The organism is Devosia sp. Root413D1, assembly GCF_001425235.1.
Classification (GTDB): Bacteria; Pseudomonadota; Alphaproteobacteria; order Rhizobiales; family Devosiaceae; genus Devosia_A.
The window spans coordinates 301,550-325,166 of sequence record NZ_LMEA01000001.1 but is presented as its reverse complement, the minus strand read 5'-3'; the positions used below and the strand labels follow the sequence as shown (position 1 = coordinate 325,166).

Below are 23,617 nucleotides of genomic sequence, written 5' to 3'. Positions count from 1 at the left end.
CGCTTACGCCACGCCCGTCATGTGCGCCAAGACCGCCAGCAGCAGCAGGGCCACGATGTTGGTGATCTTGATCATCGGGTTCACCGCCGGGCCGGCGGTGTCCTTGTAGGGGTCGCCGACGGTGTCGCCGGTGACCGAGGCCTTGTGGGCGTCGGAGCCCTTGTAGTGCTTGACGCCGTGGCTGTCGGTAAAGCCGTCTTCAAAGCTCTTCTTGGCGTTGTCCCAGGCGCCGCCGCCAGCAGTCATGCTGATCGCGACAAACAACCCGGTGACGATGACGCCCATCAGCATGGCGCCGAGCGCCGAGAAGGCGGCGGCGGTGCCGGCGATCCAGTAGATGGCGACGAACACGATGATCGGTGACAGCACCGGCAGCAGCGAGGGGACGATCATTTCCTTGATCGCGGCCTTGGTCAGCATATCGACCGCCCTGCCGTAGTCAGGCTTCTCGGTGCCGGCCATGATGCCCGGCCGCTCCTTGAACTGGCGGCGGACTTCCACCACCACCGACTGGGCGGCGCGGCCCACGGCGGTCATCGACATGCCGCCGAAGAGGAAGGGCAAGAGGCCACCGAACAGCAGGCCGACAACGACATAGGGGTCGGCGAGCGAGAAGGTGAGTGGCCCCAGGCCATAGAAGAACGAGCCTTCCGCGGCATTGGCCGAGAAGAACTGCAGGTCCTGGGTATAGGCGGCGAACAGCACCAGGGCGCCGAGGCCGGCCGAACCGATGGCATAGCCCTTGGTGACGGCCTTGGTGGTGTTGCCGACGGCGTCGAGCGCGTCGGTATTGTGGCGCACTTCCTTGTCGAGGCCGGCCATTTCGGCAATGCCGCCGGCATTGTCGGTGACCGGGCCGAAGGCATCGAGCGCGACGATCATGCCGGCCAGCGCCAGCATGGTGGTAACGGCGAAGGCGATGCCGAACAGGCCCGCGAGGTTATAAGTGACGATGATGCCGATGATGATCACCAGCGCCGGCAGGGCGGTCGATTCCAAGGAGACCGCGAGGCCCTGGATGACGTTGGTGCCATGGCCGGTCACCGATGCTTCGGCGATCGAGTTGACCGGGCGCTTGCCGGTGCCGGTGTAATATTCGGTGATGACGATGATCAGGCCAGTGATGACGAGGCCGGCAACGCCGCACCAGAACAGGTTCCACGGGGTGAACTGTTTGCCGCCTTCGAGGCCGAGCTGCACGTCGAGCCCGCCGAACACCCACATCAGGGTCGGCAGCAGCACGATGAGCGAGAGCACGCCGGTGGCGATGAGGCCCTTATAGAGGGCGTTCATGATGTTGTTGGAGGCGCCGAGCTTGACGAAATAGGTGCCGATAATCGAGGTGACGACGCAGGCGCCACCAATGGCCAGCGGAAGCACCATGCCGGCGAGCTTGAACGCGTCGGGGAGGACGATCGCCGCCAGTACCATGGTGGCGACCGCGGTCACCACATAGGTTTCGAACAGGTCGGCGGCCATGCCGGCGCAATCGCCGACATTGTCGCCGACGTTGTCGGCAATGGTGGCCGGGTTGCGCGGATCATCCTCGGGGATGCCGGCTTCGACCTTGCCCACCATGTCGCCGCCGACATCCGCACCCTTGGTGAAGATACCGCCGCCGAGACGGGCGAAGATCGAGATCAGCGAGGCGCCGAAGCCGAGCGCCACCAGCGAGTCGATGACGATGCGGCTGGTCGGCGCGATGCCGAGGAACTGGGTGAGCACGATGAAGTAGAGGGTGACGCCGAGGAGGCCGAGACCCGCAACCAGCAGCCCGGTGACAGCACCTGACTTGAAGGCAAGGTCGAGGCCGCCGGCCAGCGACTTGGTCGCCGCCTGGGCGACGCGGACGTTGGCGCGGACCGAGACGTTCATGCCGATAAAGCCCGCGGCACCACTGAGGATGGCGCCGATGGCGAAGCCAATCGCGGCATAAATGCCGAGCAGGAAGAAGGCGAGGATCAGGATGACCACGCCGACAATCGCGATAGTGGTGTACTGGCGGCGGAGATAGGCGGAGGCGCCTTCACGCACTGCGGCGGAAATCTCCTGCATGCGGGCCGAACCCGCATCGGCCTTGAGCAGGCCCTGCGTCGTGACGACGCCGTATACGATGGAGAGCAGACCGCACACGACGATCGCCCATAGCAATAGAGTCATAACGAATGTTCCCTCGATGTGACGTCACCGGGGAACGCTCCGTAGTTGCAGCGGCGAACCGCTCCTCCTCGCCCCCCGACGATCGCGTGCGAAACTTGTGCCAAATCGCCGCAGGGGGCGCAATGGGGTAGGGGTGATGGGGTGGGCGGCGGAATTAATCGAGAACCCGGCGCGGGCTGACCCCCACCCCTGTCCCCTCCCCCTAAGAAGAATGGGGAGGGAGACCCTCACACGGACATCGAGGCTGCCGTCTCCCTCCCCATGTTTAGGGGGAGGGATCAAGGGTGGGGGTCAGCCCGCACCGGCTCAGCAGTCAGGCAGCAGTATAGCGGGCCGCAGGCTTCGACAGCGACAGATGCGGGCGGAGGGCCACCCGTCGTGCCGCCCAGTCGTCATAGGCAGAGACGGCTTCGAGCGAGGGGATGGTGACCAGTTCGCCGGCGTCGAAGCCTGCCAGCGCCGCATCGACCATGGCGTCGGCATCCATCACCGCTTCAGCGGGCAGGCCAGCGCCGCCGGAGATCATCGGGGTGCGGGTATAGCCGGGGAGCACCGCCTGCACCTGGACGCCCTGTGGCTTCACATCGAGATCGAGCGACAGACTGAGGTTCAGCACATAGGCTTTCGAGGCGGCATAGGCCGCGGCGGCGGGCGTGTCGATGAAGGCCATGGCCGAGGCGAGGTTGACGATGGCGCCGCTGCCGCGGGCGGCGAACACCTTGGCGGCGACGGCGGCGAGGCGGGTGAGGGCGACGACGTTGATGTTCAGCATGCTGCTGAGCTCGTCGAGATTGCCGGCGCTCAGCGGACCACCACCGATCAGCCCGGCGGAATTGATCAGCAGCGTGATGGCCGGATCGGCTTCGAGGCGTCGCTCGACGCGGGCGAGGCCCGCGGGTTCGCCGAGGTCGGCGACGATGCGCTCGACCTTGATGCCGTGCGTGCTGGCGAGGCTGGCGGCGAGCTGCTGCAGCTTTTCGGCATTGCGGCCGACCAGCACCAGGTCGTAGCCGCGCTTGGCGAGGCGGTCGGCGTAGATCTCGCCGATGCCCGATGAGGCTCCGGTGATGAGGGCGGTTTGTGCGGCCATGATCGATCTCCTGCAAATGGCGTGACGCCAGTTACATGATGATCATAATTTATCGTCGCAAGGGCGCAGGCTAAGAATCTTTGCCGGCGAGCAGGCCGTCGGCCGCGGCGCTCAGCAGGTCGGCGCTCAATGCGGGGTTGGTGACGGTGCGGGAGAGAGTGAGGGCGCCGACCATGGTGGCGTAGATGGCCATGGCGCGGGGCCGGGTGACGCCGGCGACCTCGACGATCAGGTCGAGATAGGCGGCGATGCCCACCTCGAAGGCGGCGCGCAGCTCCGGGCTGCCGCGCGCCGCGTCCTGCGACAATGCGGCGATGGCGCAGCCTGCCTCGATCGAGTCGCGATGTTCCGGCGAGAGGTAGAAGCGGACCATCGCGGCATAGGGATCGGCGGCGGCCAGCGCGTATTGGCGCAGGCGCTGGGTGGTCTCGGCAAACACCTGGGTCACCGCCTCGGCGGCGAGCGCATCCTTACTGGTAAAATTATTGTAGAAACCGCCATGCGTCAGCCCGGCGGCCTGCATCAGGTCGGCAACGCCGATACCGTCAAAGCCGTGCTTGCGGAACTGGGCCCCGGCAACCTCGACGACATGGGCACGGTTCTTCGTCGCCTGCTCGCGGGAGACTTTCATCGCACGCTCCGGTTTGATGCTGACCGGAATGTAAGAGTTCTAGCCCAGTTTGGCGAGGGCAGCGGCGAGAGCGTCAGGGTTGCCGGCGATGTACAGGGTCTTGAGCCGCGCCGTGTCGCCCGCGATCAGAGTGACCGCCGACTTCGGCACGCCGAGCGCCTTGGCCAGCAGCACCAGCACGGCGGCATTGGCCTTGCCCTTGTCCGGCACCGCTTTCACCCGCATCCGGAGCACGGTGGCGCCGTCGTCGCGGGTCTCGAAACCGTCGATGCGGTCGAGGCCGGCATTGGGGGTGACGCGAAGATGGAGCCGGATGCCGTCCGGCAGCAGCTCGAAAGCGGGCTTCACGAGCGCGGATAGAGGTCGGTGCGGAGCTTGACCATCAGCCGCTCGGGATGCTCGACCGCGGTGAAACCATAGCGCTCGTAGAGGCCATGTGCGTCGGCAGTTGCCAGCATGAAGCGGCGCAGGCCCTGCAGGTCGGGATGGGCGATGATGGCGTCCATCAGGCCCTTGCCGAGCCCGAGACCCTGCTGGCCGGGATCGATGAAGACGTCGGCCAGCCAGGCAAAGGTGGCGCGGTCGGTGACGACGCGGGCGAAGCCGACCTGCGCGCCATCGGGGGCATAGAGCCCGAAACTCAGGGCGTTGGCCACCGAACGGGCGACGACGTCACGCGGGACGGCGCCGGCCCAATAGCTCTGTTGGCTCAGGTAGCGATGCACATAGTCAAGGTCGATCCGCTTGGGATCGGTCGAGATCTCATAGCCCTGAGGCAGCATGGCGCGCCGTTCAGAGCGCGCCGACAGCGGCCCGGGCGGCGTAGAAGCCGATGAGGTTCTGCAGGAAGAAGATGATGACGAAGACGATCAGCGGCGACAGGTCGAGCCCGCCCATTGCCGGGATGACGCGGCGGATCGGCTTCAGGATCGGCTCGGTGATCTGGTTCAGCACGCGCCAGATCGAAGCGACGAACTGGTTGCGGGTGTTGATCACGTTGAAGCTGATCAGCCAGCTCATGATGATCATGATCAGGAAGATCCACCAGACGATGTTCAGAATGAAGCTCAGCGTCTGCAGAATGGCAAAGATCATCGGGTGGCCCTCGGGTTCGCCGCCCTATTTAGGGGGCGGAACGCCAGGCGGCAAGCGGGCGCGACGATTTTGCCTTTCAGCGCGGTGGGTTGGCGCTCAGTTGAGCGCCATGCCATCGAGGTGCCCGAGCTTGTCCGGGTTGCGCACGACATAGATGCCGGCAATCTTGCCGTCGACGATCTCGAGCGCGGTGGTCTGCAGCTCGCCATCCGCCTCGAGCGTGACGAAGCCGGGCAGCCCGTTGATGGTGGCGAAACGGACGAGTTGCGACGGCGCACTGGCAAACATCCGCGCCATCCGTTCCATCAACTTCATTACGGCATCGAAGCCGACGATCGGCACCGGGCCGGCCGGACGCTTGCCGCCGCCATCGGCGGTGACGGTGATATCGGCGGCGAGCATCGATTTGAGCATTGCCATATCGCCGGTCTGCGAGGCGGCAAAGAAGGCTTCGGCGAATTCGAGGCCGCGGCGCTGGTCGACGGCGAAGCGCGGCCGCGCCTCGTGCACATGCTGGCGGGCCCGCGCCGCCAGCTGCCGGCAGGCCGCCGGCTCGCGATCGATGGCGGTCGCCACCTCCTCGAACTCCATGCCGAACACATCATGCAGCAGGAAGGCAGCGCGCTCGAGCGGCGAGAGCCGCTCCAGCGCCAGGAGGAGGGGCAGGGTGACGTCCTCGGCGAGATCGGCCTCGCTGTCGACCACCGGGTCGGGGAGCCAGGGGCCGATATAGGTCTCGCGCTTGCGGCGGGAGGATTTCAGCACGTCGAGGCAGAGCCGGGTGACGACGCGCACGAGGAAGGCCTCGGCGTTGTCGACCTCGGAGCGGTCGGTGGTGTGCCAGCGCAGGAACGCGTCCTGCACCACATCCTCGGCATCGGCGACCGAGCCGAGCATGCGGTAGGCCACCCGGGTGAGGCGGGGCCGATGGGGTTCGAAACTGATGGCCGCATCGGCCCGCCCGGCATCCATGTTATGCCGCCACCTTGATGATCGCCGAACGCGGCGGGTTCACCCGGAAACCGGCATTGATACGGTTCCAGGTATTGATGTTGCCGATCAACAGGGTGAGGACGACCTGCTCGGCCTCGCTGAATTCGGCCGCCACCAGCTCATAGGCCGCATCGGCGGTATGATCGAGCCGGGTCAGCGCCTCGGTCCAGGCCAGAGCGGCGCGCTCGCGCGGGGTGAAATGCAGCGCCTCGCGCCAGGCATCGAGCAGGTAGATGCGCATTTCGGTTTCACCGTCCTGGCGGGCTTCCTGGCTGTGCATGACGAGGCACACGGCGCAGCCGTTGATCTGGCTGGCGCGGATCTTCACCAGATGCGCCAGGGTCGGCTCGAGGCCGACATCGGGCACGGCCTGGCTGTAGTCGATCAGCGGCTGAATCAGGTCCATCCGGGCGTAGGGGTTGATGCGCTTGGTCATCATTGTCTCCATGTCATTGTGATGCTCACGACAACAAGACGACCCAGCCCCCGGCCGGTGTGACATCGACCTCAGATTTTTTGGCTGGCGCGGCTTGGACGCCAGGTGAAGAGGCGGAACACGTAGACGCCGACGACGGCGATCAGCACCACCCAGGTCAGCGGGTCGAGCCAGCTTTCGACCAGGTGGTAGTGCTCGTGCAAGAGGTACCCGGCGCCGACCAGCACGCTGTTCCAGATCAGCATGCCGATGGCCGAGAACAGCGCGAAGGTCGGAAAGTTCATCTTCGCCAGCCCGGCGGGGACCGAGATCAGGGTGCGAAGGATCGGGAACAGCCGGCCGACGAGGACGATCGGCTTGCCCCAGCGATCGAAGATGCGGGCGGCATAATCGATCTCGTCGGCATTGAAGGCGAACCAGCGGCCGATGTGGTCGGCCAGCCATTTCACCCGTTCGAGACCGAACAACCGGCCAACGAAGTACCAGGGCAGCATGCCGATCAGCGAGCCGAGGGTGGCGGCGAGGATCACGCCGAAGACATTGAGCTGGCCCTGGCCCGCGGCAAAGCCGGCGAACGGCACGATCAGTTCGGAGGGGATCGGCGGGAACACCGCCTCGAGCAGCATCAGCAGGGCGATCCCGACATAGCCGAGGTCGGTGATGATCTGGGTGATCCAGGTGGCCATGGTGCTCCAGTCGCAGTGTTCGGTCAGAAATCCCGCTTACCAAAGAAAGCGGTAATGTCGAAGCAGATCACCTGCTTCTTGCGCCCTTTGACGATGGTCAGCAGGTCATAGGCCTTGTTGCCTTTGGTGATGAGCGCCTGGTCGGTGCGCTTCCAGCCGGGGCGGTTGGCCGCTAGCCACTGGTACTCGGAGCGGACGCCCTCGAGTTCGCCCTTGGCGCCGGTGATGCGGAAGCTTTCGGCGGCCTTGGCAACCGGGCAGTTGATCGGCTTCAGCCGAACCTTGGCCTCAGCCGACGAAGCCGAGGCCAGTGCTGCAACAAGGGCAATCGACGCGAGTAATGCCGTCCGCTTCAACATGTCGGGTCCCCCAAAATCCTCGGGAAACCTGTAGCATGTTGTAATGACGGAACAATACGGACGGCCGGGGTGCGGCCGCCCTATTGGATCAGCTGGCCTTGGCGGCGCGCATCATGCGCTTGCGATCGTTGGGGTCGAGCCAGATCTTGCGCAGGCGGATGGATTTGGGCGTCACTTCGACATACTCGTCGTCGGCGATATAGCCGAGCGACTGCTCGAGGGTGAGCTTCTTGGGCGGCGTGAGGCGAACCGCTTCATCCTTCGAAGTCGTGCGGATGTTGGTCAGCTGCTTGCCCTTCAGCGCATTCACCTCGAGGTCGTTCTCGCGGGCGTGCTCGCCGATGATCATGCCCTCGTAGATGTCGACGCCGGCATCGATCATGATCGGGCCGCGCTCCTCGAGGTTCCACAGCGCATAGGTCACAGCCTGGCCGGTGCCGTTGGAGATCAGCACACCGGTGCGACGGCCCGGCAGGGCGCCCTTGAACGGCTGATACTCGTGGAACAGCCGGTTGAAGATGGCGGTGCCGCGGGTATCGGACAAGAGCTCGGGCTGGTAGCCGATCAGCGAGCGGGTCGGCACGTAGAAGCGGAGGCGCTGGCGGCCGACGCCCGAGGGGCGCATGTCGACCAGGTCGCCCTTGCGCTCGGTCAGCTTCTGCACCACGACGCCGCTATGCTCGTCATCGACGTCGATGATCACTTCTTCGATCGGCTCGAGCTTCTGACCGTTCTCCTCGCGGATGACGACGCGCGGGCGGCCGATGGTGAGCTCAAAACCCTCGCGGCGCATGTTTTCGATCAGCACGGCGAGCTGCAATTCACCGCGTCCGGCGACTTCGAACGAGTCGTTGTCATCGCCTTCGGTGATCTTGATCGCGACGTTGCCTTCGGCTTCACGCAGGAGGCGCTCGCGGATGACGCGCGACTGCACCTTGTCGCCTTCGCGGCCGGCCAGCGGGCCGTCATTGATGCGGAAGGTGACCGACAGGGTCGGCGGATCGATCGGTTTGGACGGCAGCGGCACGGTCACCGCCGGGTTAACCAGCGTATCGGCGACGGTCGAGGTTTCGAGCCCGGCAATGGCGACGATGTCGCCGGCTTCGGCGATATCGATCGGGGTGCGTTCGAGGCCGCGGAAGGCCAGCACCTTCGAAACGCGGCCCTTCTCGACGATCTTGCCGTCGCGGCCGAGCGAGTGGATCGGGTCACCGGCCTTGACCGTACCGGAGGTGATGCGCCCGGTGAGGATGCGGCCGAGGAACGGGTTGCGCTCGATGGTGGTGACCAGCATGCGGAACGGGCCCTCTTCCACCTTCGGCGCGGGCACGTATTCGAGCACTTTGTCGAGCAGCGGGGCCAGCGAGTCCTTGGGGCCTTCCGGCTTTTCGGACATCCAGCCGAGCTTGGCGGCGCCGTAGAGCACCGGGAAATCGAGCTGCTCCGGGGTCGCGTCAAGCGCGATGAACAGATCGAAAATCTCTTCGAGCACCTCGAGGTGGCGTTCGTCGGGGCGGTCGATCTTGTTGATCGCAACGATCGGGCGGAGGCCCTGGGCAAGCGCCTTGCCGAGCACGAACTTGGTCTGCGGCATCGGGCCTTCGGCGGCGTCGACCAGGATCACCACGCCATCGACCATCGACAGGATGCGCTCGACTTCGCCGCCGAAGTCGGCGTGGCCGGGGGTGTCGACGATGTTGATGCGGGTGTCCTTCCAGACCAGCGAAGTCACCTTCGCCAGAATGGTGATGCCGCGCTCGCGCTCGAGGTCATTGCTGTCCATGGCGCGTTCTTCGACGCGCTGGTTCTCGCGGAACGAACCGGACTGCTTGAGCAGGACGTCGATCATGGTGGTCTTGCCATGGTCAACGTGAGCAATGATTGCGATGTTACGCAAAGACATGAGGGGCGGCCGATCGGATGTTCAGGAGATTAGTCGCGCCCCATATCGGACAAGGGTCACATTCTCAAGACAATTCGCCGAATAGCTGGTTTGCGACCCAGTGGCCGGGGTGAGGGCACTCCCCGGTTACCCAGCGCTGTTGCGCCCGGAAAGCACCCTCGCATGCACGACGAACGGACTGCCGTCAGATCGACGCAGTTGCTATTTTTTCAGCGATCGCGGCTTGTCGCCCGACTGGTAGAGGCCGAGGCCAAAGCCATCCGGATCCAGAAAGTCGGCGCTCCAGCCGCCGGGCGCCTCGCTGACCGGAGTGACGATGGTGACGCCGTGGGCGACCAGTGCGGCCACCACATCGTCGATGCCGCCTTCGGCGAGATCGAAGATCAGCGCCGGCGAGCTGCCGCGCGAGCCTTCCATTTGAAAGAAGATGATGTCGAGGCCCTGATCGAGCGAACCCTGCAGCCAATAGGGCTCGGCGCCCTCCATGCGAGTGAGTTCGATGCCGAGCGTCTCGTTGTAGAAGCGCTCGGTGCGGGCGATGTCGGCGACATAGTAGACGATGCTGGCGCGGTGCGGTTTGGGGATCATGGGTTCAGCTCCTGATGAGTGGTTACATCAATGGTTGCCGCCATCAGGCGGAATGTGAGCAAGGCGCCAAAATATTCCTGGCAGCTTAGCGCGGCGCCCGCCGCACGATGAACAGGTGCCCATCCGGATCGTGCGAGGCGAAGACGCCGCCCTCGCGCAGCAGCGCCGGCAGCAGCGCGTCGCGGATGCGGCCATAGGCGAGGTTGAGGCCAAGGCCGGGCGTGCCCTCGGGCAGCGCCAGACCGGCGGCGCGCAGCCGCTTGCCGAGGGTGGAGATGCGTTGGCGCAGCGTCACGTCGTCGAGCCGCAGCAGGTAGGCGATCTCGCGACGGTCGTGGCCGCTGAGCGCCAGGGCGGCGACCGATTTCAGCGCCGGCGGCAAGCTCGCCAGCAGGGCGCTGATCGGGGTCTCGTCGGCGACCGGCTGCGGGTGGCGCGCCGCCTGCCAGGCGCTGTCGCGGAGCCGACTGCGTGTCGCCCCACGCGCTGCCATCCTGACCTTGTTGCGCATCACCCCGACCAGCCAGCGCCGATGCTCGGGTCGGGTGAAATCGGCGCGGTCGACGCGGATCGCCTCGATCAGCGCATCCTGCAGCAGATCATCGGCGTCGGCGGGCACGCGGCTGCAGCGGCGGGCGAGAGCGAGAAGCTGGTCATAGGCCGCTTGTCGCATCGGCTGGCGTCAGGAGACGCGGCGGAGCTTGGGCCGCTGCTGGCTTTCCTCGGCCAGCATTTCGGCGACGGCCTGGGCGCCGATCGGCGGCGAGAACAGGAAGCCCTGCACTTCGTTGCAGCCCTGGTCGCGCACGGCGGCGAGCTGTTCCTCGGTCTCGATGCCTTCGGCCGTGGTCGACATGCCCAGCGACTGGCCGAGCCCGATCACCGCCTTGATGATGGCGAGGCTGTCACCCTTCGACTTCAGGTCGCGCATGAATGAGCGGTCGATCTTGATCTTGTCGAAGGGGAAGCTGCGCAGGTAGCTCAGCGAGGAATAGCCGGTGCCGAAATCATCCATCGAGATGCGGACGCCCAGTGCCCTGAGCTTGTGCAGCGTCTTGAGGGTGGGCTCGTTGTCCGAGAGCAGCAGCGACTCGGTGATCTCGAGCTCGAGCCGGGTCGGCGGCAGGCCGGTGTCGCGCAAAGCCGCCTCGACCGTCTCGTAGAGCCGCTTGTTCTTGAACTGCACCGGCGAGAGGTTGACCGCGACGCGGACCCCCAGCGGCCAGGTCGCAGCGGTGCGGCAGGCCTCCCGCAGCACCCACTCGCCGATCTGGACGATGAGTCCGGTTTCCTCGGCGATAGGGATGAACTCGGTGGGCGAGATGGTACCGCGATCGGCCGTATCCCAGCGCAGCAGCGCCTCGAGGCAGGTGATGCGGTTCTCTTTCAGCCCGACCAGCGGCTGGAACACCAGGCGCAACTCGCCCTTGGCGAGCGCCAGGCGGAGACCGGCTTCGATGGTGCGGCGCTTCTGGATCGCCGCATCCATGCCGGATTCGAAGAAGTGGTAGGTCGAGCGCCCTTCGTTCTTGGCCTTGTAGAGCGCCAGGTCGGCGTTCTTCATCAGGATTTCGGAAGTTTCGCCATCCTGCGGCGCCATGGCGATGCCGACCGAGGTGCCGATCACCAGCTGGTGGCCATCGATGGTGAACGGGTTGGCCATCGCCTTGACGATGCGCTCGGCGATCGCGGCGGCTTCCGCTGGATTGTCGACGCCGCGCAAGAGGAGCGCGAACTCGTCGCCGCCGAGGCGAGCGAGCAGGTCGTTCTCGCGCGTGGCGCCCCACAGGCGTGCCGAAACCTGCTGCAGCAGCTTGTCGCCGAGCGAGTGGCCGAGCGTATCGTTGACTGCCTTGAAGTGGTCGAGGTCGATGCAGAGCACCGCGATATGCTCGCCGCGGGCGAGGCCCGGCTCGGCCGCTGCCATTTCCTCGAGGAACTGTACGCGGTTGGGCAACTGGGTCAGCGCGTCGTGGCGGGCAAGATGGCGGATCCGCTCTTCCTGCTGGCGCTGCTCAGTGATGTCCTCGTGCGTAGTGACCCAGCCGCCATCCTTCATCGGATGGTGCTGCATCATGATGGTGCGGCCGTTGAGCTCGTGGATGTTCTTGCCGTACTCGCCGCGCGAGATCACCTCGCGGCGCCAGCGGATATAGTCCTCGCGGTTGGCGCCGGCCTGCATGCCCTCGTCGAACAGGTGGCCGAGAATGTCGTCGAGCTGCGTGCCTGGCTTCAACAGGTGCTCGGGCAGGTTGTAGATGCGCTGGTAGGGCTGGTTGCAGATCACCAGGCGACCCTTGGGGTCGTACATGCAGAGGCCCTGGCTGATGTTGTTGACCGCTGCGTCGAGCCGGATGTTCTGGCGCTCGAGTTCGCGCTTGCGCTTCTGGATGATCTCGGAGGAGGCGATCTCCTCGGTGACATCCTCGTGGGTGACGACCCAGCCGAGGCCGGGAGAATAGGCATGCGCCGTCTCCAGCCAGCGATCGCCGGCAACGCGTTCGCGCACCTTGGAGCGGGCGCCGCCGCGATTGGCGAGGAGTTCGGCTTTGTAGGTCCTGAGGAACTCTTCGGGCGACTGGTCCGGGTGGTTGCCCATCTCGGACGACAGCTTCACCACCGCTTCGAGCGTCATGCCCTTGCGGACGCGGCGGGCCGAGAAGCCGTAAATGTCGAGATAATGCTGGTTGAACATCACCAGCTTGAACTGCGCCGACCAGACGCAGAAGCCGTAGGGGACCGACTGCAGCGCCGCGTCGAGCAGCAACGCGTCGGCGGCCTTACGATCGGAATCGGCAGCTAGCGCCTTCACTTCTGATCAGGCCCCTCAAATCCCCACAATCCAGCGCGGAACGCTAGCGAAGGGCAGTTAAGATGGTTTTAAGCCCGACCGCAGCTATTCGAGCCCGACCTTCAGCATCTCGATCTCGGCCTTCAGCTTCTGGATCTCGAGTTCGTAGAGCCTGGCGCAGTTGAGCCGGGTCGGCGCCTCGCCGAGCGGAATGATGACGCGGGCATAGGCGACGGCGCTCTGGCGCGTGTCACCGTTATCGATGCCGTAGTTGGAATCGTTGTCGTAGGCGCTGGAGAGGTCGCCACCGGCCACGCCGAGGTCGAGATAGCCGCCCGAGGAGTTGATCGACTGGCTGCAGCGCACCCCTTCGGCGGTGGTGATCGAGTCCTCGCCGCCGGGACCGACAGGCGGGGGCGGCAGCATCAGCCCGTCAGCTGCCGCGGCCGGCCATACGGCCAACATAGAGACCGCACACACGCGGCAGAATCGGGCCATCGAGCGAGGCAGGCTGGATGCAGAGAGCAATCTTCCTCTCCTTTACTTTGGGGTCGATATCGAAGGTGAAGATGATCTGGCGCGAGATGCCCGGGCCCATGGTGATCCTGGGGTAGTTGACCTTCGCGCCAGTGGCCGGGGTCTGGTAGTCGGGTTGCATCGGAATGACGTCGAAGGTCATCTTCTGTTTGTAGGGATTGCCGACCACCAGCCGGAAGGCCTTGCGGTCGGATGGGGTGACGCCGGTCTTTTCCAGCGGGCTGAGCGATTGCGCGGCGGCCGGAGCCGCGAGCCCCAGCCCGAGCAGCAGGGCGAGCAGCGGGACGAGGTGGGCGACCTTCAGGGATGACATGTGACGACGGTCCTCGTGCGGTAGTGGCCGGCCGGAAAACCGGCGGTGTTGGTGACGCGGTTCTGCATCACGATGGTGACGGTGACGATGCCGAGCAGGCCGGTGGGGAAGCTGCTGGCACTGGCGGTGTACGGCTGGGTCTTAATCGGGACCAGATTGAGCACGCCAGCGGTGTAGGCAACTTCGGGCGTGCTGGTGCCGAAGCTATAGCCGGCGGGCTGCTGCACCAAAGTCGGGGCGCCGATATCGATGGTGACGCCGCTGAGCAGCGGCAGAATCGTCGTGAGCGTCGCGGCGCTGCCGGTGCCCAGTTGCGAGCCCAGTTGCGTATTGTTGCCGACGGCCATGCCGAGCGCGCCGTTATTGGTGATCGACAAGGTGCAGGCCAGCGCCGGCAATGGCGCCAGCGCCGCCGCAAGCGATGCGAGCAGCCTCAGAACTCTGCCGTGGGCGTGCATGTGACGGTGGTCTTGGTTTGGTAAGTCCCGAGCGGGAAGCCGTTGGCGGTGTTGGTGATCCGGTTGTTGACGTTGAGGATGGCCGCCAGCAGTGTCGTGGCGGGCTTGCTGGTGCCGACATTGGTGAAGGCCTGGGTGACGCCGCTGAGCGTGCCGACGCCCTGGTAGGAGACCTGAAGCACCTCGCTTGCCGCATTGTAGCCGCCAGCCTGGGCGGTCCGGGTTGGCGCGCTGACATTGATGAAATTGCTGCCGGTGGCGCGAATGGTGACCGTACCGGCGGTGCCGTAGGGCGTCGACGAGGTCAGGATGGTGCCGCCGCTGGTGAGATCGATGCCAAGGGCGCCATTGGTGTGCCCCTCGATCGAGCAACTGGTGAGCACGTCGCCATCGAAGAACACGTCCTCAGCGACGGCCGGTACGGCGAAGGGCAGGATCGCCAGGACGCTCAACACAAGTACACGCATGGAAATACTCCTGATACGCATTGGTACATGCGGATCAGTGTCAGTATCTTATGGTTAACGAGTACTAAATTCCGAACTGATTAGGCGTTAGTGCGCAAATCAGTACAGTCGCGACGCGCGCAAGGCGAAGGAATGCTTGTGCCGATACCGCGCACAAACGCGCATGCGCATACGTGGCGGGTGAGAGGCCGGACGCCTGGAGGCGAACTGCCGTTGGGGTAACACTCAGGCGCCGGCGCGGGCTGACCCCCACCCTCGATCCCTCCCCCTAAGAAGGGGGCGGGAGACGCTCACAGGAAAGCCAGCGTTTTGGTCTCCCTCCCCATGTTTAGGGGGAGGGGACAGGGGCGGGGGTCAGCTCGCACCGGGTCTGCGGCTCAGCGGCTCAGGCCCGCTTCACCATCAGGTAGTCGCTGAACTGATACGGCCCCATCTGCACCGGCACGTGCTGTTCGACCGCAAAGCCCTGTGCGCGGTAGAAGGCGATGGCGGCGGCGTTGCCGTCGTTGACGTAAAGCGCGACGGGCAATTCGGCACCGAAATGCGCGCGGGCGGTAGCGATCAGCGCCTTGCCGAGCCCCAGCCCGCGGGTTTCGGCGAGCAAATAGAGCTTCTTGATCCAGACCAGGCCATCGGCGCGATAGGCCGAGGCGAAACCGACGTCGCGGCCGTCATGGGTGACGAGCCAGTACTGGTGGCCGCGCTCGGCGATATCGGCCTCGAGCGTCTCGAGCGCATAGATCTCGGCGAGCATGCCGGGGATGCGGTCGGCCGGCAGGATGCCGGCAAAGGCCTCGGGCCAGATGCGATAAGCGAGCGCCGCGACCCGCGGCAGGGCATCGGCGGCGATCGGGAAAATCAGCGACGTGGACATGCCTCGTTGTGGCGCGCCGACGCTGCGGCTGGCAAGCGGGCTAGCTGGCGATCTCGCTGCGCATGCTGGTGGAGTCGCCCCAGGTGGAGAGCCAGATCAGCGATTCCGTAGCGAGGCCGATGAGCGGCAGGGTCACGGCGCGCACCAGACCGCGCCGCGGCTGGTGGTCGACCGCGTGCTGCAGATGCGCCAGCTCCTGCGCCTGGATCGAGCCGATCTGGTGGTGCAGCGGCCGGTCGCGGCCGCGCAGAAAGGCGATCTGGTCTTCGAGGTGCCGATGCACGGTCGCCTCGACGGCTTCGGTGCAGACCCAGATCATGTTGCGTCCCATGAGGGCAGTGACGAAGCCGAGGACGTAGCCGCCAAGACTCCAGAACGCCATGACCCGGGAGGGCCTTGCCCCGCGCGCCGGCATGGCCTCGAGGAACAGCCGGCAGTGTTCGATCTCGTCATCCCGCATTTCGGTCAGCGCCGGCACGATGTCGGGATAGAGCTGCCGGGCCAGGGCGAGCTGAGCATCGTAGATGCGGATGGCGCCGAACTCGCCGGCATGATTGACCTTCAGGATGCGCCTGACGGTCAGCGCAGCCGATCGCGGTTCCCAAAACGCCATGCCGAAGTCCGTCTCCTTTGCCGCCCCCGTTGGCCGCAACCTCGGGAGATGATAGGCAACAGCCAACCTCGTTGGAAAGCGCCATGCCAAGTTTCGTCCCCGACCTGCCGGTGCTGCTCGGCTTTGCCGTCGCCACCTTCGTGCTGATGATCACGCCTGGGCCCGACATGGCGCTGCAGATGAGCCGCGCCATCAACTATGGCCGGGCGCATGGGCTGGCCGCGATGTTCGGGGCGATGACCGGCATCATGGTGCATACGACGCTGGTGGCCTTCGGCATTTCGGTGCTGATCCTCGCGGCGCCGCCGCTGTTCATGGCGCTGAAGATCGCCGGCGCCGTCTACCTGATCTGGCTGGCCTGGCAGGCGATCGCGCATGGCGGTGGGTTGCGGCTCACCGAAGCGGCGAAGAAAGTCCCGACGCTGTGGCAGAGCTTTGCCACCGGGCTCGGCATCAACCTGCTCAACCCCAAGGTGGTGCTGTTCTTCGTGACCTTCCTGCCGCAATTCGTCGAGGCGCATGACCCGGCCGCCGCAGGGAAGCTGTTGTTCCTCGGGGCGCAGTTCGTGGTGCTGTCGATCCCGCTGGGTTTCCTGATCGTGTTTGCCGCCGAAAAGCTGGCCGACGCCTTCAAGCGCAGCAAATGGGTCGAGCGGGCGCTCAACTGGAGCTTTGCCGCGATCTTCACCGCCTTCGCCGCGACCATCCTCACCGCCCAGGCGCGGCATTGAATGAGCAAGATCGCGCTCGGGGTCGGTGCCGGAGCGCTGTTGCTGATCGTTCTGGGGTTGGACTGGCTATTGGGCGGTGTCACCATGAACGCTGTCATTTATGATGGTATGGCGCCCGAAGCGATCCTCACCGCAGCCTATGGTCCTGTCGACGGCATACGGGCAAGCTGCATCCCCGTCCCTGGTCGGCGCTATGACGACAACATCGCAGAGTATTTCAGCTGCGCGCACGGCAAGGTCGCCGATGGTGTTGAGATGCCGGTACAGGGCGCCGTGGCATCTATGTGCGAACCCGTCCATAGCGAGGTCTACGTCCATCGCGACTTGCCGTTCACAAACCCGACGCTGGATGCTCTTCTATACGCGAGCGGTTCGGGGACCGGGCAAGAGATGGCCGACAGGCTCCGCACCGCGCACAGCATGACCTATACTGAACGCTTGTCAGCCTATCCGCAGGTGCGGGGCATGCATTCCGGCTTCTTCGATGATCCATCGCCGGACATCGCTTTCCTCGACTGTCCCGGCTATTCCATCCTGAAGCTGCGCATCCAGCGCTGAGACGGTCCAATGAACTATTCCCACGCCTTCCATGCCGGAAATTTTGCCGATGTGATGAAACATCTCATCGTCACCCGGCTGGTCGAGTACCTGAAAAAGAAGGACGCGGCGTTCCGGGTGATCGATACGCATGCCGGGATCGGCAGATACGACCTGACCGGCGCGATCGCCAAGCGCTCGCCGGAATGGGCTGATGGCATCGGCAAGCTGCTGCAGGGCGGCCTGCCGCAGAAGGCGCAGGTGTTGGCCGAGCCCTATCTCAAGGTGATCGCCGAGCTGAACCCCAACGATAAGCTCGAGACCTATCCGGGTTCGCCTTTGCTGGTTCGAAAACTGTTCCGGCCGCAGGACCGGCTGTCGGCGCTGGAGCTGCACCCCGAATATGCCGAGCGGCTCGGCAAGCTGTTCGAGGGCGACGTGCAGGTGCGGGTGATCCACCTCGATGGCTGGCTGTCGCTCAATGCCCATGTGCCGCCCAAGGAGAAGCGCGGCCTGGTGCTGGTCGATCCGCCGTTCGAGGAGCGGGGCGAGTTCGAGCGGCTGGTCGATGGGCTGGTCAAGGCGCATGGCAAGTTCGCCACCGGCGTTTACGCGCTGTGGTATCCGCTGAAGGATACCCGCGCCGTGCACGATTTCATCTCGGCGCTGCGCGATACCGGCATCCAGAGGATGCTGAGGGCCGAACTCAGCATCCGCCCGGCCTCCAACCCGCCGCGGCTGCATGGCTCGGGGATGATCCTCGTCAACCCGCCCTTCACGCTCGAGGGCGAGTTGCGCATCCTGCTGCCGGCGCTGGCGCAACTGCTCGGCGACCCTGGCCAGGGCCGGCACAAGCTCGAATGGCTGCGCGGCGAGGACTGATCAGTAGTCGACGCTGTCGACCAGCTCGAAGCTCGTCAGCTGCGGCGCATTGATCAGGCCGCGCGCCTGTGCGCCGACCCACATCTGTTTGAGCGCCGCCGCCATCCGCTGGGCCGCCTCTTCCGTTGCGAACTCGAGATCGATCATCACGTGGTTGGGGTCGTCCGCCCGCCGGCCGACCCGGTGCCGCACCACGCCCATCTGGCGGCGGCCAAGCGGGTCGCTGTCGAAGCCGTTACGGCGCCACGCCTCGTAGTCGGGAACCGAATGCTCGATACGCAGAAGGTACATCGCGTTCTCCTCAGCTGGAGCGCCTCAGGAAAAGGTGCAGCTCTCAGAGCTCGAACTCATAATAGATCATCTTCTCACCCTTGCCGCCGACCTTGATGTAGAGCCCGTTGGCCTCGAGGTTGTCGAGCTCGGTGCCGAGCCAGGCTTCGCGGCAGCCGAGCTCGCGGCCCCAGGCGAACATCGCTTCGACCATCCGGGTGGCAATGCCCTGGCGCAGATGGGTCGAGGCAGTGCCGACCTCGTCGATATAGAGCTCGGTGAGCTTGTCGGGGTGGCGGTGGATGACCGCGGCGCACTGGCCGACCACCACGCCATTGTCGAGGGCGAGCAGCATCAGGTGGCCGGGCTCGAGCAGGTAGGCTTCGAGCCGCTCGGGATGGATGGGTTCGTCGAACACGTCCGGCGCGATCTCGGCAAAATCGAGCTCGTCGCCGGGTTGCATGCGCTTCAATTGGATAGCCATCGGCTGGACTCCTGGGAGGCGTCACCGATTGGGGATCGGATCAGACGTGCCATGGGGCACCGCGCCGGGATTGCCGCGTATTGTCCGCGGCAGACCGATCCTAGACGGGGTTTGGCACCCCGCCAAGCCGTCAAGCCGTGAGCGCGTCGCGCTCTTTCTTGGTCAGCCGCTCGGTTTCGCTCTTCAGCTGCCCGCAGGCGGCGAAGATATCGCGGCCGCGCGGGGTGCGGACGGGGCTGGCATAGCCGGCATTGTTGACGATGTCGGCGAAGCGCTCGATGCGCGACGAGCTCGAGCAATCGTAGTTGGTGCCGGGCCACGGGTTGAACGGGATCAGGTTGATCTTGGCCGGAATGCCGGCGAGCAGCCGCACCAACTCGCGCGCATCGGCGTCGGAATCGTTGATGTCCTTGAGCATCACATATTCGAAGGTGATGCGGCGAGCATTGGAAAGGCCGGGGTAGTCGCGGCAGGCCTGGATCAGCTCTTTCAGCGGATACTTCTTGTTGATCGGCACCAGCATGTCGCGCAGTTCGTCGCGCACCGCGTGCAGCGAGATCGCCAGCATGACGCCGATCTCGCGGCCGGTCGGCTCGATGAACGGCACGACGCCCGAGGTCGAGAGGGTGATGCGGCGCTTCGACAGCGAAATGCCGGCTTCGTCGGAAGCGATCAGCAGCGCCTGCTTGACGTTGTCGTAATTGTAGAGCGGCTCGCCCATGCCCATCATCACCACATTGGTGATGGCGCGGCTGTCGCCTTCCGAACCACCCGAGCCGCGCGGCGCCGGCACCAGGCCGCCGTCATTGGGGCGCACGCCGCCGGGGAAATCGCCCAGCCGCTCACGCGCCATCAGGATCTGGCCGAGGATCTCGCCGGCGGTGAGGTTGCGCACCAGCTTCTGCGTGCCGGTGTGGCAGAACGAGCAAGTGAGGGTGCAGCCCACCTGGGAAGAGACGCACAGTGTCCCGCGATCTTCCTCGGGGATGTAGACGGTCTCGACCTCGACGGGCGGCAGCAGCGGGTTCTTGGGATCGCGGAAGCGGAACAGCCACTTGCGGGTGCCATCGATCGAGATCTGTTCGGTGACGATCTCGGGGCGGTCGAGCAGGAAGGTGTCGGCGAGCTTCTGCCGGAACCCCTTCTGGATGTTGGTCATCCGGTCGAAGTCGGTGACGCCGTTGTGGTAGATCCAGTTCCACAGTTGGCTGGCGCGCATTTTCGCTTCGCGCTCGTCGAGGCCGATGCCCATCAAGGTATCGCGCAGCTCGGGCTTCATCAGGCCGACCAGCGACGTCCGCCCGGATTTCGGGCGCTCGGCATGGGCGTGATGATCGAGGTCGAGGGCAATACTCATGGTGCGGGCGGCTCTCTCAGCGTGCGCATGTTTGGTGGTCGCGCGGTCGAACCCGAAAAGTCTCACAACTTTTTCCTGACCACGCTCCTTAGGGCGCGGCCTGTAACATAGTCGCAGAGTTTGCGCAAAACACGGGGGCGGGAGGCTGGCTTGCGTGGGGTGGGCGGCGGCGTGGTGGGCGGTACTTTCTTGCCTTCCACACCGGCCGTCATCCCGACGAAAGTCGGGACCCAGTGCTTTGGCCGTGCCACCCGTTCATATCTCGCGGAGCTTGCTGTGATGGACCGGACAGGGTCGTGGACCACCAACCCTCCAAGCAGTGGGTCCCGGCCTTCGCCGGGATGACGACCTGTGGGGGTACTAGATCATGCCCGCAATGAGCCCAACCCCGACGCGGTCCTGGATCAGCCGGTGCAGCCTTCGATGGCGCGGCTGGCGGCGGTGGCGCCTGAGAGCGAGAAGGTCTCGACGATGCGGATGCCCTTGTCGCTGGTGCCCTCGATGACCACCGAGGAGCCGGCGCGCAGGGCGCCCGCCAGGTTGTCGTTCTGGTTGGGATCCAGCAGCCAGGCGGCGTCCTTGTCGGTGAACAGCTCGAAGGTCTGGCCGCTGACCGTGGCGGTCGCCGGGGTGTCGGGCGCAAAGATGAAGCCGGCGACGAGGTTCAGCTCGTTGCGCACGCTCTCGGACGGGCGGTTGGTCAGGTAGAGCCAGGCTTCGGTGAATTCGTCGGGGCTGGGCGAGACCTCGGTGGGCTTACTCAGCGCGAAACAGACCGGGCCGGTCGACTCGGTGGCGGTGTAGGCGGTCCAATCGCGAAACTCGCCGAGCAGCTTCACCGACTGCGCCATGGCCGCGCCCGACAAGGTGGGGACTAGCACCGTGGCGATGACAGCAAGAGCGCGGAATTTCATAGGCGGGCCTCAGAGGTTCGGCGGTTGGTAGCAGGCAAAGCCTGATGGCATCAATCGCCGAACGTTCGGAAGGGCGGTAAGTTCGCGCCCTCGTGTCGAGCCTGGTATCAGGTACAGGCCTTGCTGATCTCGCCGAGGGCGGCGGTGACGCCCGACAGGCTGTAGCTGTCCGACATCTTGTTGCCCTTCTGCGAGGTGCCGTTGACGGTGAGCTTGGTGCCCGCCTTCAGCGCTTCGACGAAGGTCGCCTCGTCGGCCTCGACGGCGAGCCAGGCAGCCTCACCCTCGGTGACCATCGGGAAGGTCTTGCCGTCGACGGTGGCGGTGACGTTGGCATTGCTGGGGTGGAACGGGTAACCGACCTGCGTCTGCACTTCGTTCTTGGTGCCGAGGCCCTTGCGGTTGATCACCAGGAAGTGGATCGGGCTGCGCCGCACCGGGCTGCCGTTCACTTCCTTGGGGCTCCAGTCATCCGGCTGGGCCGAGATGTAGCACATGGCGCCATTGGCATCGGCGCCGGTCCAGGCGGTCCACGCCTTGAAGGTGCCCAGCTGTTTGATTTCCTGTGCGCCGGCAGGCGCAGCCGCCAGTGCGACAAAGACACTTCCGGCAACCAGAGCAGCCAGTGCCAAACGAGATGATGTCATCGCCCTAACATCCTTGAAGTTGCGCAACCAGCACCCGAGCATGGTGCCACGGCATGGTTACCAAGGTCTCAAACCGGCCGCGCATTTTGACTTAGTGGCGACCTTAGCGGCAATCGTGTCGGCAATTTGACGTGCCAAATCGCCGAAAATCCTGTTTGGGCCCGCATGGTGAAGGAAGCGTTAACGCCGACCCGTGCGTCAGGCTGCCAGCGGATAGCTCTGTTCCACCAGGTAGGGGCCGCCGCCCACGGAATCGCGCGACGAGAACAAGACGAAGCGGCCGACCTTGAACTCGAGCGGCTCGAACCGGCCGGAGAAGGCGATAAAGCGCGCCACCTCTTCGGCGGAGACGCCGCGCAGCCGCGCCAGCGCCACGTGCGGCACGAATTTCCGGCCTTCCGGGGCGAGGCCGCAACGCTGCAGCACGCGCTCCTGCGCTGCCTGCAGGCGCAGCAGCGCGGCATTGGATGAGCAACCGGCGAACAGGGCGCGCGGGGTGTTGCCGCCGAACGAGCCGAGGTGATCGAGCTTGATGGTGAAGGCCTCGCTGTCGGCCAGCCGGTCCAGCATGTCGGTGACTTCGCTCGCCACATGGTGATCGACGTCGCCGATGAAGCGCAAGGTAATGTGATAATTCTCGGTGTCGATCCAGCGGGCACCGAACAGGCCGCCCCGCTTGAGCGAGAGGGCGAGCCCCACCTCTGGCGGGACCTCGATTCCGGTAAAGAGCCTGGGCATCCGACCCTCCCTTTGCCGCGGTGAGCTACGTGATTCGCGCTCATCTCCGTCTGAAACGTAGCGACGCCGGATGGCTGCTGCAAGACGGCGGACGCGCATCGCCGCTGCGCCTGCCTCGTGAGGCGAAGAGCTTTGGATAAACCGTTGAAGAACTGCGACATTAGGGAACGTTAAGGTGAGATCCCGAAGTCTTGTATTGTCCGAGGTGTGCCCTCATATTGTGTGATCGACGGCAGAGGCTCGGAGGAGCGCCCGTCACGTCGCCAGGAAAGGGATTTATTCGTCATGGCTGAATTCGACCGTCCGACTATCGCCGCTCAGCGGGCCGGAACCGCCGCGGCCATCGATGAGGGCCTGCGCAGCTATATGCTGAAGGTCTACAACTACATGGGCATTGGCCTGGTGGTGACGGGTGTCGTCGCCTACTTCGCCAATGCATGGTCCACAACGACCGACGCCTCGCAGGCGGTGGGTCAGCTGGCCAATGGCACGCTGGTCACCCAGTGGGGCGCCCTGATCTATGACTCGCCGCTGCAGTGGGTCATCATGTTTGCGCCGCTGGCCTTCGTCCTGGTGCTGAGCTTCGGCATCAACCGGCTCTCCGGCGCCACCGCGCAGCTGCTGTTCTGGGTGTTTGCGGCCGTCATGGGCCTCAGCCTCTCGTCGATCTTCATGGTCTATACCGACGCCTCGATCGCCAAGGTGTTCTTCATCTCGGCAGCCACGTTCGGTGCGATGAGCCTTTACGGCTACACCACCAAGCGTGACCTGACGGGTATCGGCAACTTCCTGATCATGGGCCTGATCGGCCTGATCATCGCCTCGATCGTCAACATCTTCCTGGCATCCAGCATGCTCGACTTCGCCATCTCGGCGATCGGTGTGCTGATCTTCGTGGGCCTCACCGCCTACGACACGCAGAAGGTCAAGGAAAGCTACGACCAGGGTATGGGCGCCGAGGTGCTGCAGAAGACCGCGGTGATGGGCGCGCTTAGCCTCTACCTCGACTTCATCAACCTGTTCCTGATGCTGCTGCGCCTGTTCGGTAACCGGGAGTAATCGC

The 23,617-nt window shown here is 65.0% G+C and carries 30 protein-coding genes; 4 read left to right on the top strand and 26 right to left on the bottom strand.

The window, feature by feature from the left end:
* Nucleotides 1-3 precede the first annotated feature (3 nt).
* From ASC89_RS01615 to ASC89_RS01520, 20 genes are all read right to left on the bottom strand, one after another.
* Nucleotides 4-2,160, bottom strand: coding sequence for a sodium-translocating pyrophosphatase (locus ASC89_RS01615; protein ID WP_055994062.1), 2,157 nt, complete (start codon nt 2,158-2,160; stop codon nt 4-6).
* A gap of 313 nt (nt 2,161-2,473) precedes the next feature.
* Nucleotides 2,474-3,250, bottom strand: a complete 777-nt coding sequence (locus ASC89_RS01610; protein ID WP_055874761.1) for an SDR family oxidoreductase — start codon at nt 3,248-3,250, stop codon at nt 2,474-2,476.
* A 70-nt stretch (nt 3,251-3,320) separates the two neighbouring features.
* Entirely contained in the window at nt 3,321-3,881 is a 561-nt protein-coding gene (locus ASC89_RS01605) for a TetR/AcrR family transcriptional regulator (protein ID WP_055874764.1), read from the bottom strand.
* A 39-nt stretch (nt 3,882-3,920) separates the two neighbouring features.
* On the bottom strand, nt 3,921-4,229 hold the full coding sequence (locus ASC89_RS01600; protein WP_055874766.1) for a DUF167 family protein: 309 nt from the start codon (nt 4,227-4,229) through the stop codon (nt 3,921-3,923).
* Nucleotides 4,226-4,663 carry a GNAT family N-acetyltransferase gene (locus ASC89_RS01595; protein WP_055874770.1) on the bottom strand — a complete coding sequence of 146 codons (438 nt, stop codon included), beginning with the start codon at nt 4,661-4,663 and terminating at the stop codon, nt 4,226-4,228. Before ASC89_RS01595 ends, ASC89_RS01600 begins: the two co-directional genes overlap by 4 nt.
* A 10-nt stretch (nt 4,664-4,673) precedes the next feature.
* Nucleotides 4,674-4,976 carry a YggT family protein gene (locus ASC89_RS01590; RefSeq protein WP_055874772.1) on the bottom strand — a complete coding sequence of 101 codons (303 nt, stop codon included), beginning with the start codon at nt 4,974-4,976 and terminating at the stop codon, nt 4,674-4,676.
* A gap of 96 nt (nt 4,977-5,072) precedes the next feature.
* Complete coding sequence (locus ASC89_RS01585) at nt 5,073-5,948, bottom strand: sigma-70 family RNA polymerase sigma factor (protein ID WP_055874775.1); 876 nt, start codon at nt 5,946-5,948, stop codon at nt 5,073-5,075.
* A gap of 1 nt (nt 5,949) precedes the next feature.
* Nucleotides 5,950-6,375 (bottom strand): carboxymuconolactone decarboxylase family protein, encoded by a 426-nt coding sequence (locus ASC89_RS01580; RefSeq protein ID WP_407065053.1) that lies wholly within the window; start codon nt 6,373-6,375, stop codon nt 5,950-5,952.
* Nucleotides 6,376-6,476: 101 nt separating this feature from the next.
* A complete protein-coding gene (locus ASC89_RS01575; protein ID WP_055874781.1) occupies nt 6,477-7,091 on the bottom strand; it encodes a DedA family protein in 615 nt (204 codons plus the stop codon).
* Between the two features lie 23 nt (nt 7,092-7,114).
* On the bottom strand, nt 7,115-7,450 hold the full coding sequence (locus ASC89_RS01570) for a hypothetical protein (protein WP_055874784.1): 336 nt from the start codon (nt 7,448-7,450) through the stop codon (nt 7,115-7,117).
* 88 nt (nt 7,451-7,538) lie between these two features.
* A complete protein-coding gene (typA, locus tag ASC89_RS01565) occupies nt 7,539-9,353 on the bottom strand; it encodes a translational GTPase TypA (RefSeq protein ID WP_055874787.1) in 1,815 nt (604 codons plus the stop codon).
* Nucleotides 9,354-9,554: 201 nt separating this feature from the next.
* Nucleotides 9,555-9,941 carry a VOC family protein gene (locus ASC89_RS01560; protein ID WP_055874791.1) on the bottom strand — a complete coding sequence of 129 codons (387 nt, stop codon included), beginning with the start codon at nt 9,939-9,941 and terminating at the stop codon, nt 9,555-9,557.
* Nucleotides 9,942-10,026: 85 nt separating this feature from the next.
* Complete coding sequence (locus tag ASC89_RS01555) at nt 10,027-10,614, bottom strand: RNA polymerase sigma factor (RefSeq protein WP_055874795.1); 588 nt, start codon at nt 10,612-10,614, stop codon at nt 10,027-10,029.
* Nucleotides 10,615-10,623: 9 nt separating this feature from the next.
* Nucleotides 10,624-12,753, bottom strand: a complete 2,130-nt coding sequence (locus tag ASC89_RS01550; RefSeq protein ID WP_055874798.1) for an EAL domain-containing protein — start codon at nt 12,751-12,753, stop codon at nt 10,624-10,626.
* Nucleotides 12,754-12,837: 84 nt separating this feature from the next.
* Entirely contained in the window at nt 12,838-13,158 is a 321-nt protein-coding gene (locus ASC89_RS01545) for a hypothetical protein (protein ID WP_156384460.1), read from the bottom strand.
* A 7-nt stretch (nt 13,159-13,165) separates the two neighbouring features.
* Entirely contained in the window at nt 13,166-13,582 is a 417-nt protein-coding gene (locus ASC89_RS01540; RefSeq protein WP_055874804.1) for a hypothetical protein, read from the bottom strand.
* A complete protein-coding gene (locus ASC89_RS01535; protein ID WP_156384459.1) occupies nt 13,570-14,040 on the bottom strand; it encodes a hypothetical protein in 471 nt (156 codons plus the stop codon). Before ASC89_RS01535 ends, ASC89_RS01540 begins: the two co-directional genes overlap by 13 nt.
* Nucleotides 14,016-14,507, bottom strand: a complete 492-nt coding sequence (locus tag ASC89_RS01530; protein WP_055874810.1) for a hypothetical protein — start codon at nt 14,505-14,507, stop codon at nt 14,016-14,018. The genes ASC89_RS01535 and ASC89_RS01530 overlap by 25 nt, the downstream gene beginning before the upstream one ends.
* 385 nt (nt 14,508-14,892) lie before the next feature.
* The gene (locus tag ASC89_RS01525; RefSeq protein WP_055874813.1) at nt 14,893-15,381 is read right to left on the bottom strand and encodes an N-acetyltransferase; all 489 of its coding nucleotides are present in this window, start codon (nt 15,379-15,381) and stop codon (nt 14,893-14,895) included.
* 40 nt (nt 15,382-15,421) lie between these two features.
* Nucleotides 15,422-15,994, bottom strand: a complete 573-nt coding sequence (locus tag ASC89_RS01520; RefSeq protein WP_055874815.1) for a demethoxyubiquinone hydroxylase family protein — start codon at nt 15,992-15,994, stop codon at nt 15,422-15,424.
* Between the two features lie 83 nt (nt 15,995-16,077).
* Here ASC89_RS01520 and ASC89_RS01515 point away from each other — a divergent pair, with 83 nt between their 5' ends.
* Genes ASC89_RS01515 through ASC89_RS01505 form a run of 3 tightly spaced genes read left to right on the top strand, consistent with a single transcriptional unit; the run spans nt 16,078 to nt 18,144 of the window.
* Complete coding sequence (locus ASC89_RS01515) at nt 16,078-16,725, top strand: LysE family translocator (protein WP_055874818.1); 648 nt, start codon at nt 16,078-16,080, stop codon at nt 16,723-16,725.
* Nucleotides 16,726-17,283, top strand: a complete 558-nt coding sequence (locus tag ASC89_RS01510) for a hypothetical protein (RefSeq protein WP_055874821.1) — start codon at nt 16,726-16,728, stop codon at nt 17,281-17,283.
* 9 nt (nt 17,284-17,292) lie between these two features.
* Nucleotides 17,293-18,144: a 23S rRNA (adenine(2030)-N(6))-methyltransferase RlmJ gene (locus ASC89_RS01505; RefSeq protein WP_055874824.1), complete on the top strand. Its 852-nt coding sequence runs from the start codon at nt 17,293-17,295 to the stop codon at nt 18,142-18,144.
* Here ASC89_RS01505 and ASC89_RS01500 read toward each other — a convergent pair whose 3' ends face one another.
* The 6 genes from ASC89_RS01500 to thpR all read right to left on the bottom strand — a co-directional run bounded on the left by ASC89_RS01500 (nt 18,145) and on the right by thpR (nt 22,554).
* Nucleotides 18,145-18,435, bottom strand: a complete 291-nt coding sequence (locus ASC89_RS01500) for a hypothetical protein (RefSeq protein WP_055874828.1) — start codon at nt 18,433-18,435, stop codon at nt 18,145-18,147. It lies immediately after the preceding gene.
* A 43-nt stretch (nt 18,436-18,478) separates the two neighbouring features.
* Nucleotides 18,479-18,898 carry a GNAT family N-acetyltransferase gene (locus ASC89_RS01495; RefSeq protein WP_055874831.1) on the bottom strand — a complete coding sequence of 140 codons (420 nt, stop codon included), beginning with the start codon at nt 18,896-18,898 and terminating at the stop codon, nt 18,479-18,481.
* A gap of 130 nt (nt 18,899-19,028) precedes the next feature.
* A complete protein-coding gene (gene rlmN / locus ASC89_RS01490; protein ID WP_055875970.1) occupies nt 19,029-20,255 on the bottom strand; it encodes a 23S rRNA (adenine(2503)-C(2))-methyltransferase RlmN in 1,227 nt (408 codons plus the stop codon).
* A gap of 404 nt (nt 20,256-20,659) precedes the next feature.
* Nucleotides 20,660-21,169, bottom strand: a complete 510-nt coding sequence (locus tag ASC89_RS01485; protein ID WP_055874834.1) for a hypothetical protein — start codon at nt 21,167-21,169, stop codon at nt 20,660-20,662.
* A 107-nt stretch (nt 21,170-21,276) separates the two neighbouring features.
* Nucleotides 21,277-21,816 (bottom strand): invasion associated locus B family protein, encoded by a 540-nt coding sequence (locus ASC89_RS01480; protein ID WP_156384458.1) that lies wholly within the window; start codon nt 21,814-21,816, stop codon nt 21,277-21,279.
* A 198-nt stretch (nt 21,817-22,014) separates the two neighbouring features.
* Complete coding sequence (gene thpR / locus ASC89_RS01475) at nt 22,015-22,554, bottom strand: RNA 2',3'-cyclic phosphodiesterase (protein WP_055874840.1); 540 nt, start codon at nt 22,552-22,554, stop codon at nt 22,015-22,017.
* Between the two features lie 285 nt (nt 22,555-22,839).
* Between thpR and ASC89_RS01470 the strand changes: the two genes are divergently transcribed.
* Nucleotides 22,840-23,613 (top strand): Bax inhibitor-1/YccA family protein, encoded by a 774-nt coding sequence (locus tag ASC89_RS01470; protein ID WP_055994060.1) that lies wholly within the window; start codon nt 22,840-22,842, stop codon nt 23,611-23,613.
* Nucleotides 23,614-23,617 lie beyond the last annotated feature (4 nt).

What these genes read in the sequence shown, in the direction of transcription:
- ASC89_RS01615 (WP_055994062.1), bottom strand. Translation starts at nt 2,160, where the DNA reads ATGACTCTATTGCTATGGGCGATCGTCGTGTGCGGTCTGCTCTCCATC.
- ASC89_RS01610 (WP_055874761.1), bottom strand. Translation starts at nt 3,250, where the DNA reads ATGGCCGCACAAACCGCCCTCATCACCGGAGCCTCATCGGGCATCGGC.
- ASC89_RS01605 (WP_055874764.1), bottom strand. Translation starts at nt 3,881, where the DNA reads ATGAAAGTCTCCCGCGAGCAGGCGACGAAGAACCGTGCCCATGTCGTC.
- ASC89_RS01595 (WP_055874770.1), bottom strand. Translation starts at nt 4,663, where the DNA reads ATGCTGCCTCAGGGCTATGAGATCTCGACCGATCCCAAGCGGATCGAC.
- ASC89_RS01590 (WP_055874772.1), bottom strand. Translation starts at nt 4,976, where the DNA reads ATGATCTTTGCCATTCTGCAGACGCTGAGCTTCATTCTGAACATCGTC.
- ASC89_RS01585 (WP_055874775.1), bottom strand. Translation starts at nt 5,948, where the DNA reads ATGGATGCCGGGCGGGCCGATGCGGCCATCAGTTTCGAACCCCATCGG.
- ASC89_RS01580 (WP_407065053.1), bottom strand. Translation starts at nt 6,375, where the DNA reads ATGGACCTGATTCAGCCGCTGATCGACTACAGCCAGGCCGTGCCCGAT.
- ASC89_RS01575 (WP_055874781.1), bottom strand. Translation starts at nt 7,091, where the DNA reads ATGGCCACCTGGATCACCCAGATCATCACCGACCTCGGCTATGTCGGG.
- ASC89_RS01570 (WP_055874784.1), bottom strand. Translation starts at nt 7,450, where the DNA reads ATGTTGAAGCGGACGGCATTACTCGCGTCGATTGCCCTTGTTGCAGCA.
- typA (WP_055874787.1), bottom strand. Translation starts at nt 9,353, where the DNA reads ATGTCTTTGCGTAACATCGCAATCATTGCTCACGTTGACCATGGCAAG.
- ASC89_RS01560 (WP_055874791.1), bottom strand. Translation starts at nt 9,941, where the DNA reads ATGATCCCCAAACCGCACCGCGCCAGCATCGTCTACTATGTCGCCGAC.
- ASC89_RS01555 (WP_055874795.1), bottom strand. Translation starts at nt 10,614, where the DNA reads ATGCGACAAGCGGCCTATGACCAGCTTCTCGCTCTCGCCCGCCGCTGC.
- ASC89_RS01545 (WP_156384460.1), bottom strand. Translation starts at nt 13,158, where the DNA reads ATGCTGCCGCCCCCGCCTGTCGGTCCCGGCGGCGAGGACTCGATCACC.
- ASC89_RS01540 (WP_055874804.1), bottom strand. Translation starts at nt 13,582, where the DNA reads ATGTCATCCCTGAAGGTCGCCCACCTCGTCCCGCTGCTCGCCCTGCTG.
- ASC89_RS01535 (WP_156384459.1), bottom strand. Translation starts at nt 14,040, where the DNA reads ATGCACGCCCACGGCAGAGTTCTGAGGCTGCTCGCATCGCTTGCGGCG.
- ASC89_RS01530 (WP_055874810.1), bottom strand. Translation starts at nt 14,507, where the DNA reads ATGCGTGTACTTGTGTTGAGCGTCCTGGCGATCCTGCCCTTCGCCGTA.
- ASC89_RS01525 (WP_055874813.1), bottom strand. Translation starts at nt 15,381, where the DNA reads ATGTCCACGTCGCTGATTTTCCCGATCGCCGCCGATGCCCTGCCGCGG.
- ASC89_RS01520 (WP_055874815.1), bottom strand. Translation starts at nt 15,994, where the DNA reads ATGGCGTTTTGGGAACCGCGATCGGCTGCGCTGACCGTCAGGCGCATC.
- ASC89_RS01515 (WP_055874818.1), top strand. Translation starts at nt 16,078, where the DNA reads ATGCCAAGTTTCGTCCCCGACCTGCCGGTGCTGCTCGGCTTTGCCGTC.
- ASC89_RS01510 (WP_055874821.1), top strand. Translation starts at nt 16,726, where the DNA reads ATGAGCAAGATCGCGCTCGGGGTCGGTGCCGGAGCGCTGTTGCTGATC.
- ASC89_RS01505 (WP_055874824.1), top strand. Translation starts at nt 17,293, where the DNA reads ATGAACTATTCCCACGCCTTCCATGCCGGAAATTTTGCCGATGTGATG.
- ASC89_RS01500 (WP_055874828.1), bottom strand. Translation starts at nt 18,435, where the DNA reads ATGTACCTTCTGCGTATCGAGCATTCGGTTCCCGACTACGAGGCGTGG.
- ASC89_RS01495 (WP_055874831.1), bottom strand. Translation starts at nt 18,898, where the DNA reads ATGGCTATCCAATTGAAGCGCATGCAACCCGGCGACGAGCTCGATTTT.
- rlmN (WP_055875970.1), bottom strand. Translation starts at nt 20,255, where the DNA reads ATGAGTATTGCCCTCGACCTCGATCATCACGCCCATGCCGAGCGCCCG.
- ASC89_RS01485 (WP_055874834.1), bottom strand. Translation starts at nt 21,169, where the DNA reads ATGAAATTCCGCGCTCTTGCTGTCATCGCCACGGTGCTAGTCCCCACC.
- ASC89_RS01480 (WP_156384458.1), bottom strand. Translation starts at nt 21,816, where the DNA reads ATGACATCATCTCGTTTGGCACTGGCTGCTCTGGTTGCCGGAAGTGTC.
- thpR (WP_055874840.1), bottom strand. Translation starts at nt 22,554, where the DNA reads ATGCCCAGGCTCTTTACCGGAATCGAGGTCCCGCCAGAGGTGGGGCTC.
- ASC89_RS01470 (WP_055994060.1), top strand. Translation starts at nt 22,840, where the DNA reads ATGGCTGAATTCGACCGTCCGACTATCGCCGCTCAGCGGGCCGGAACC.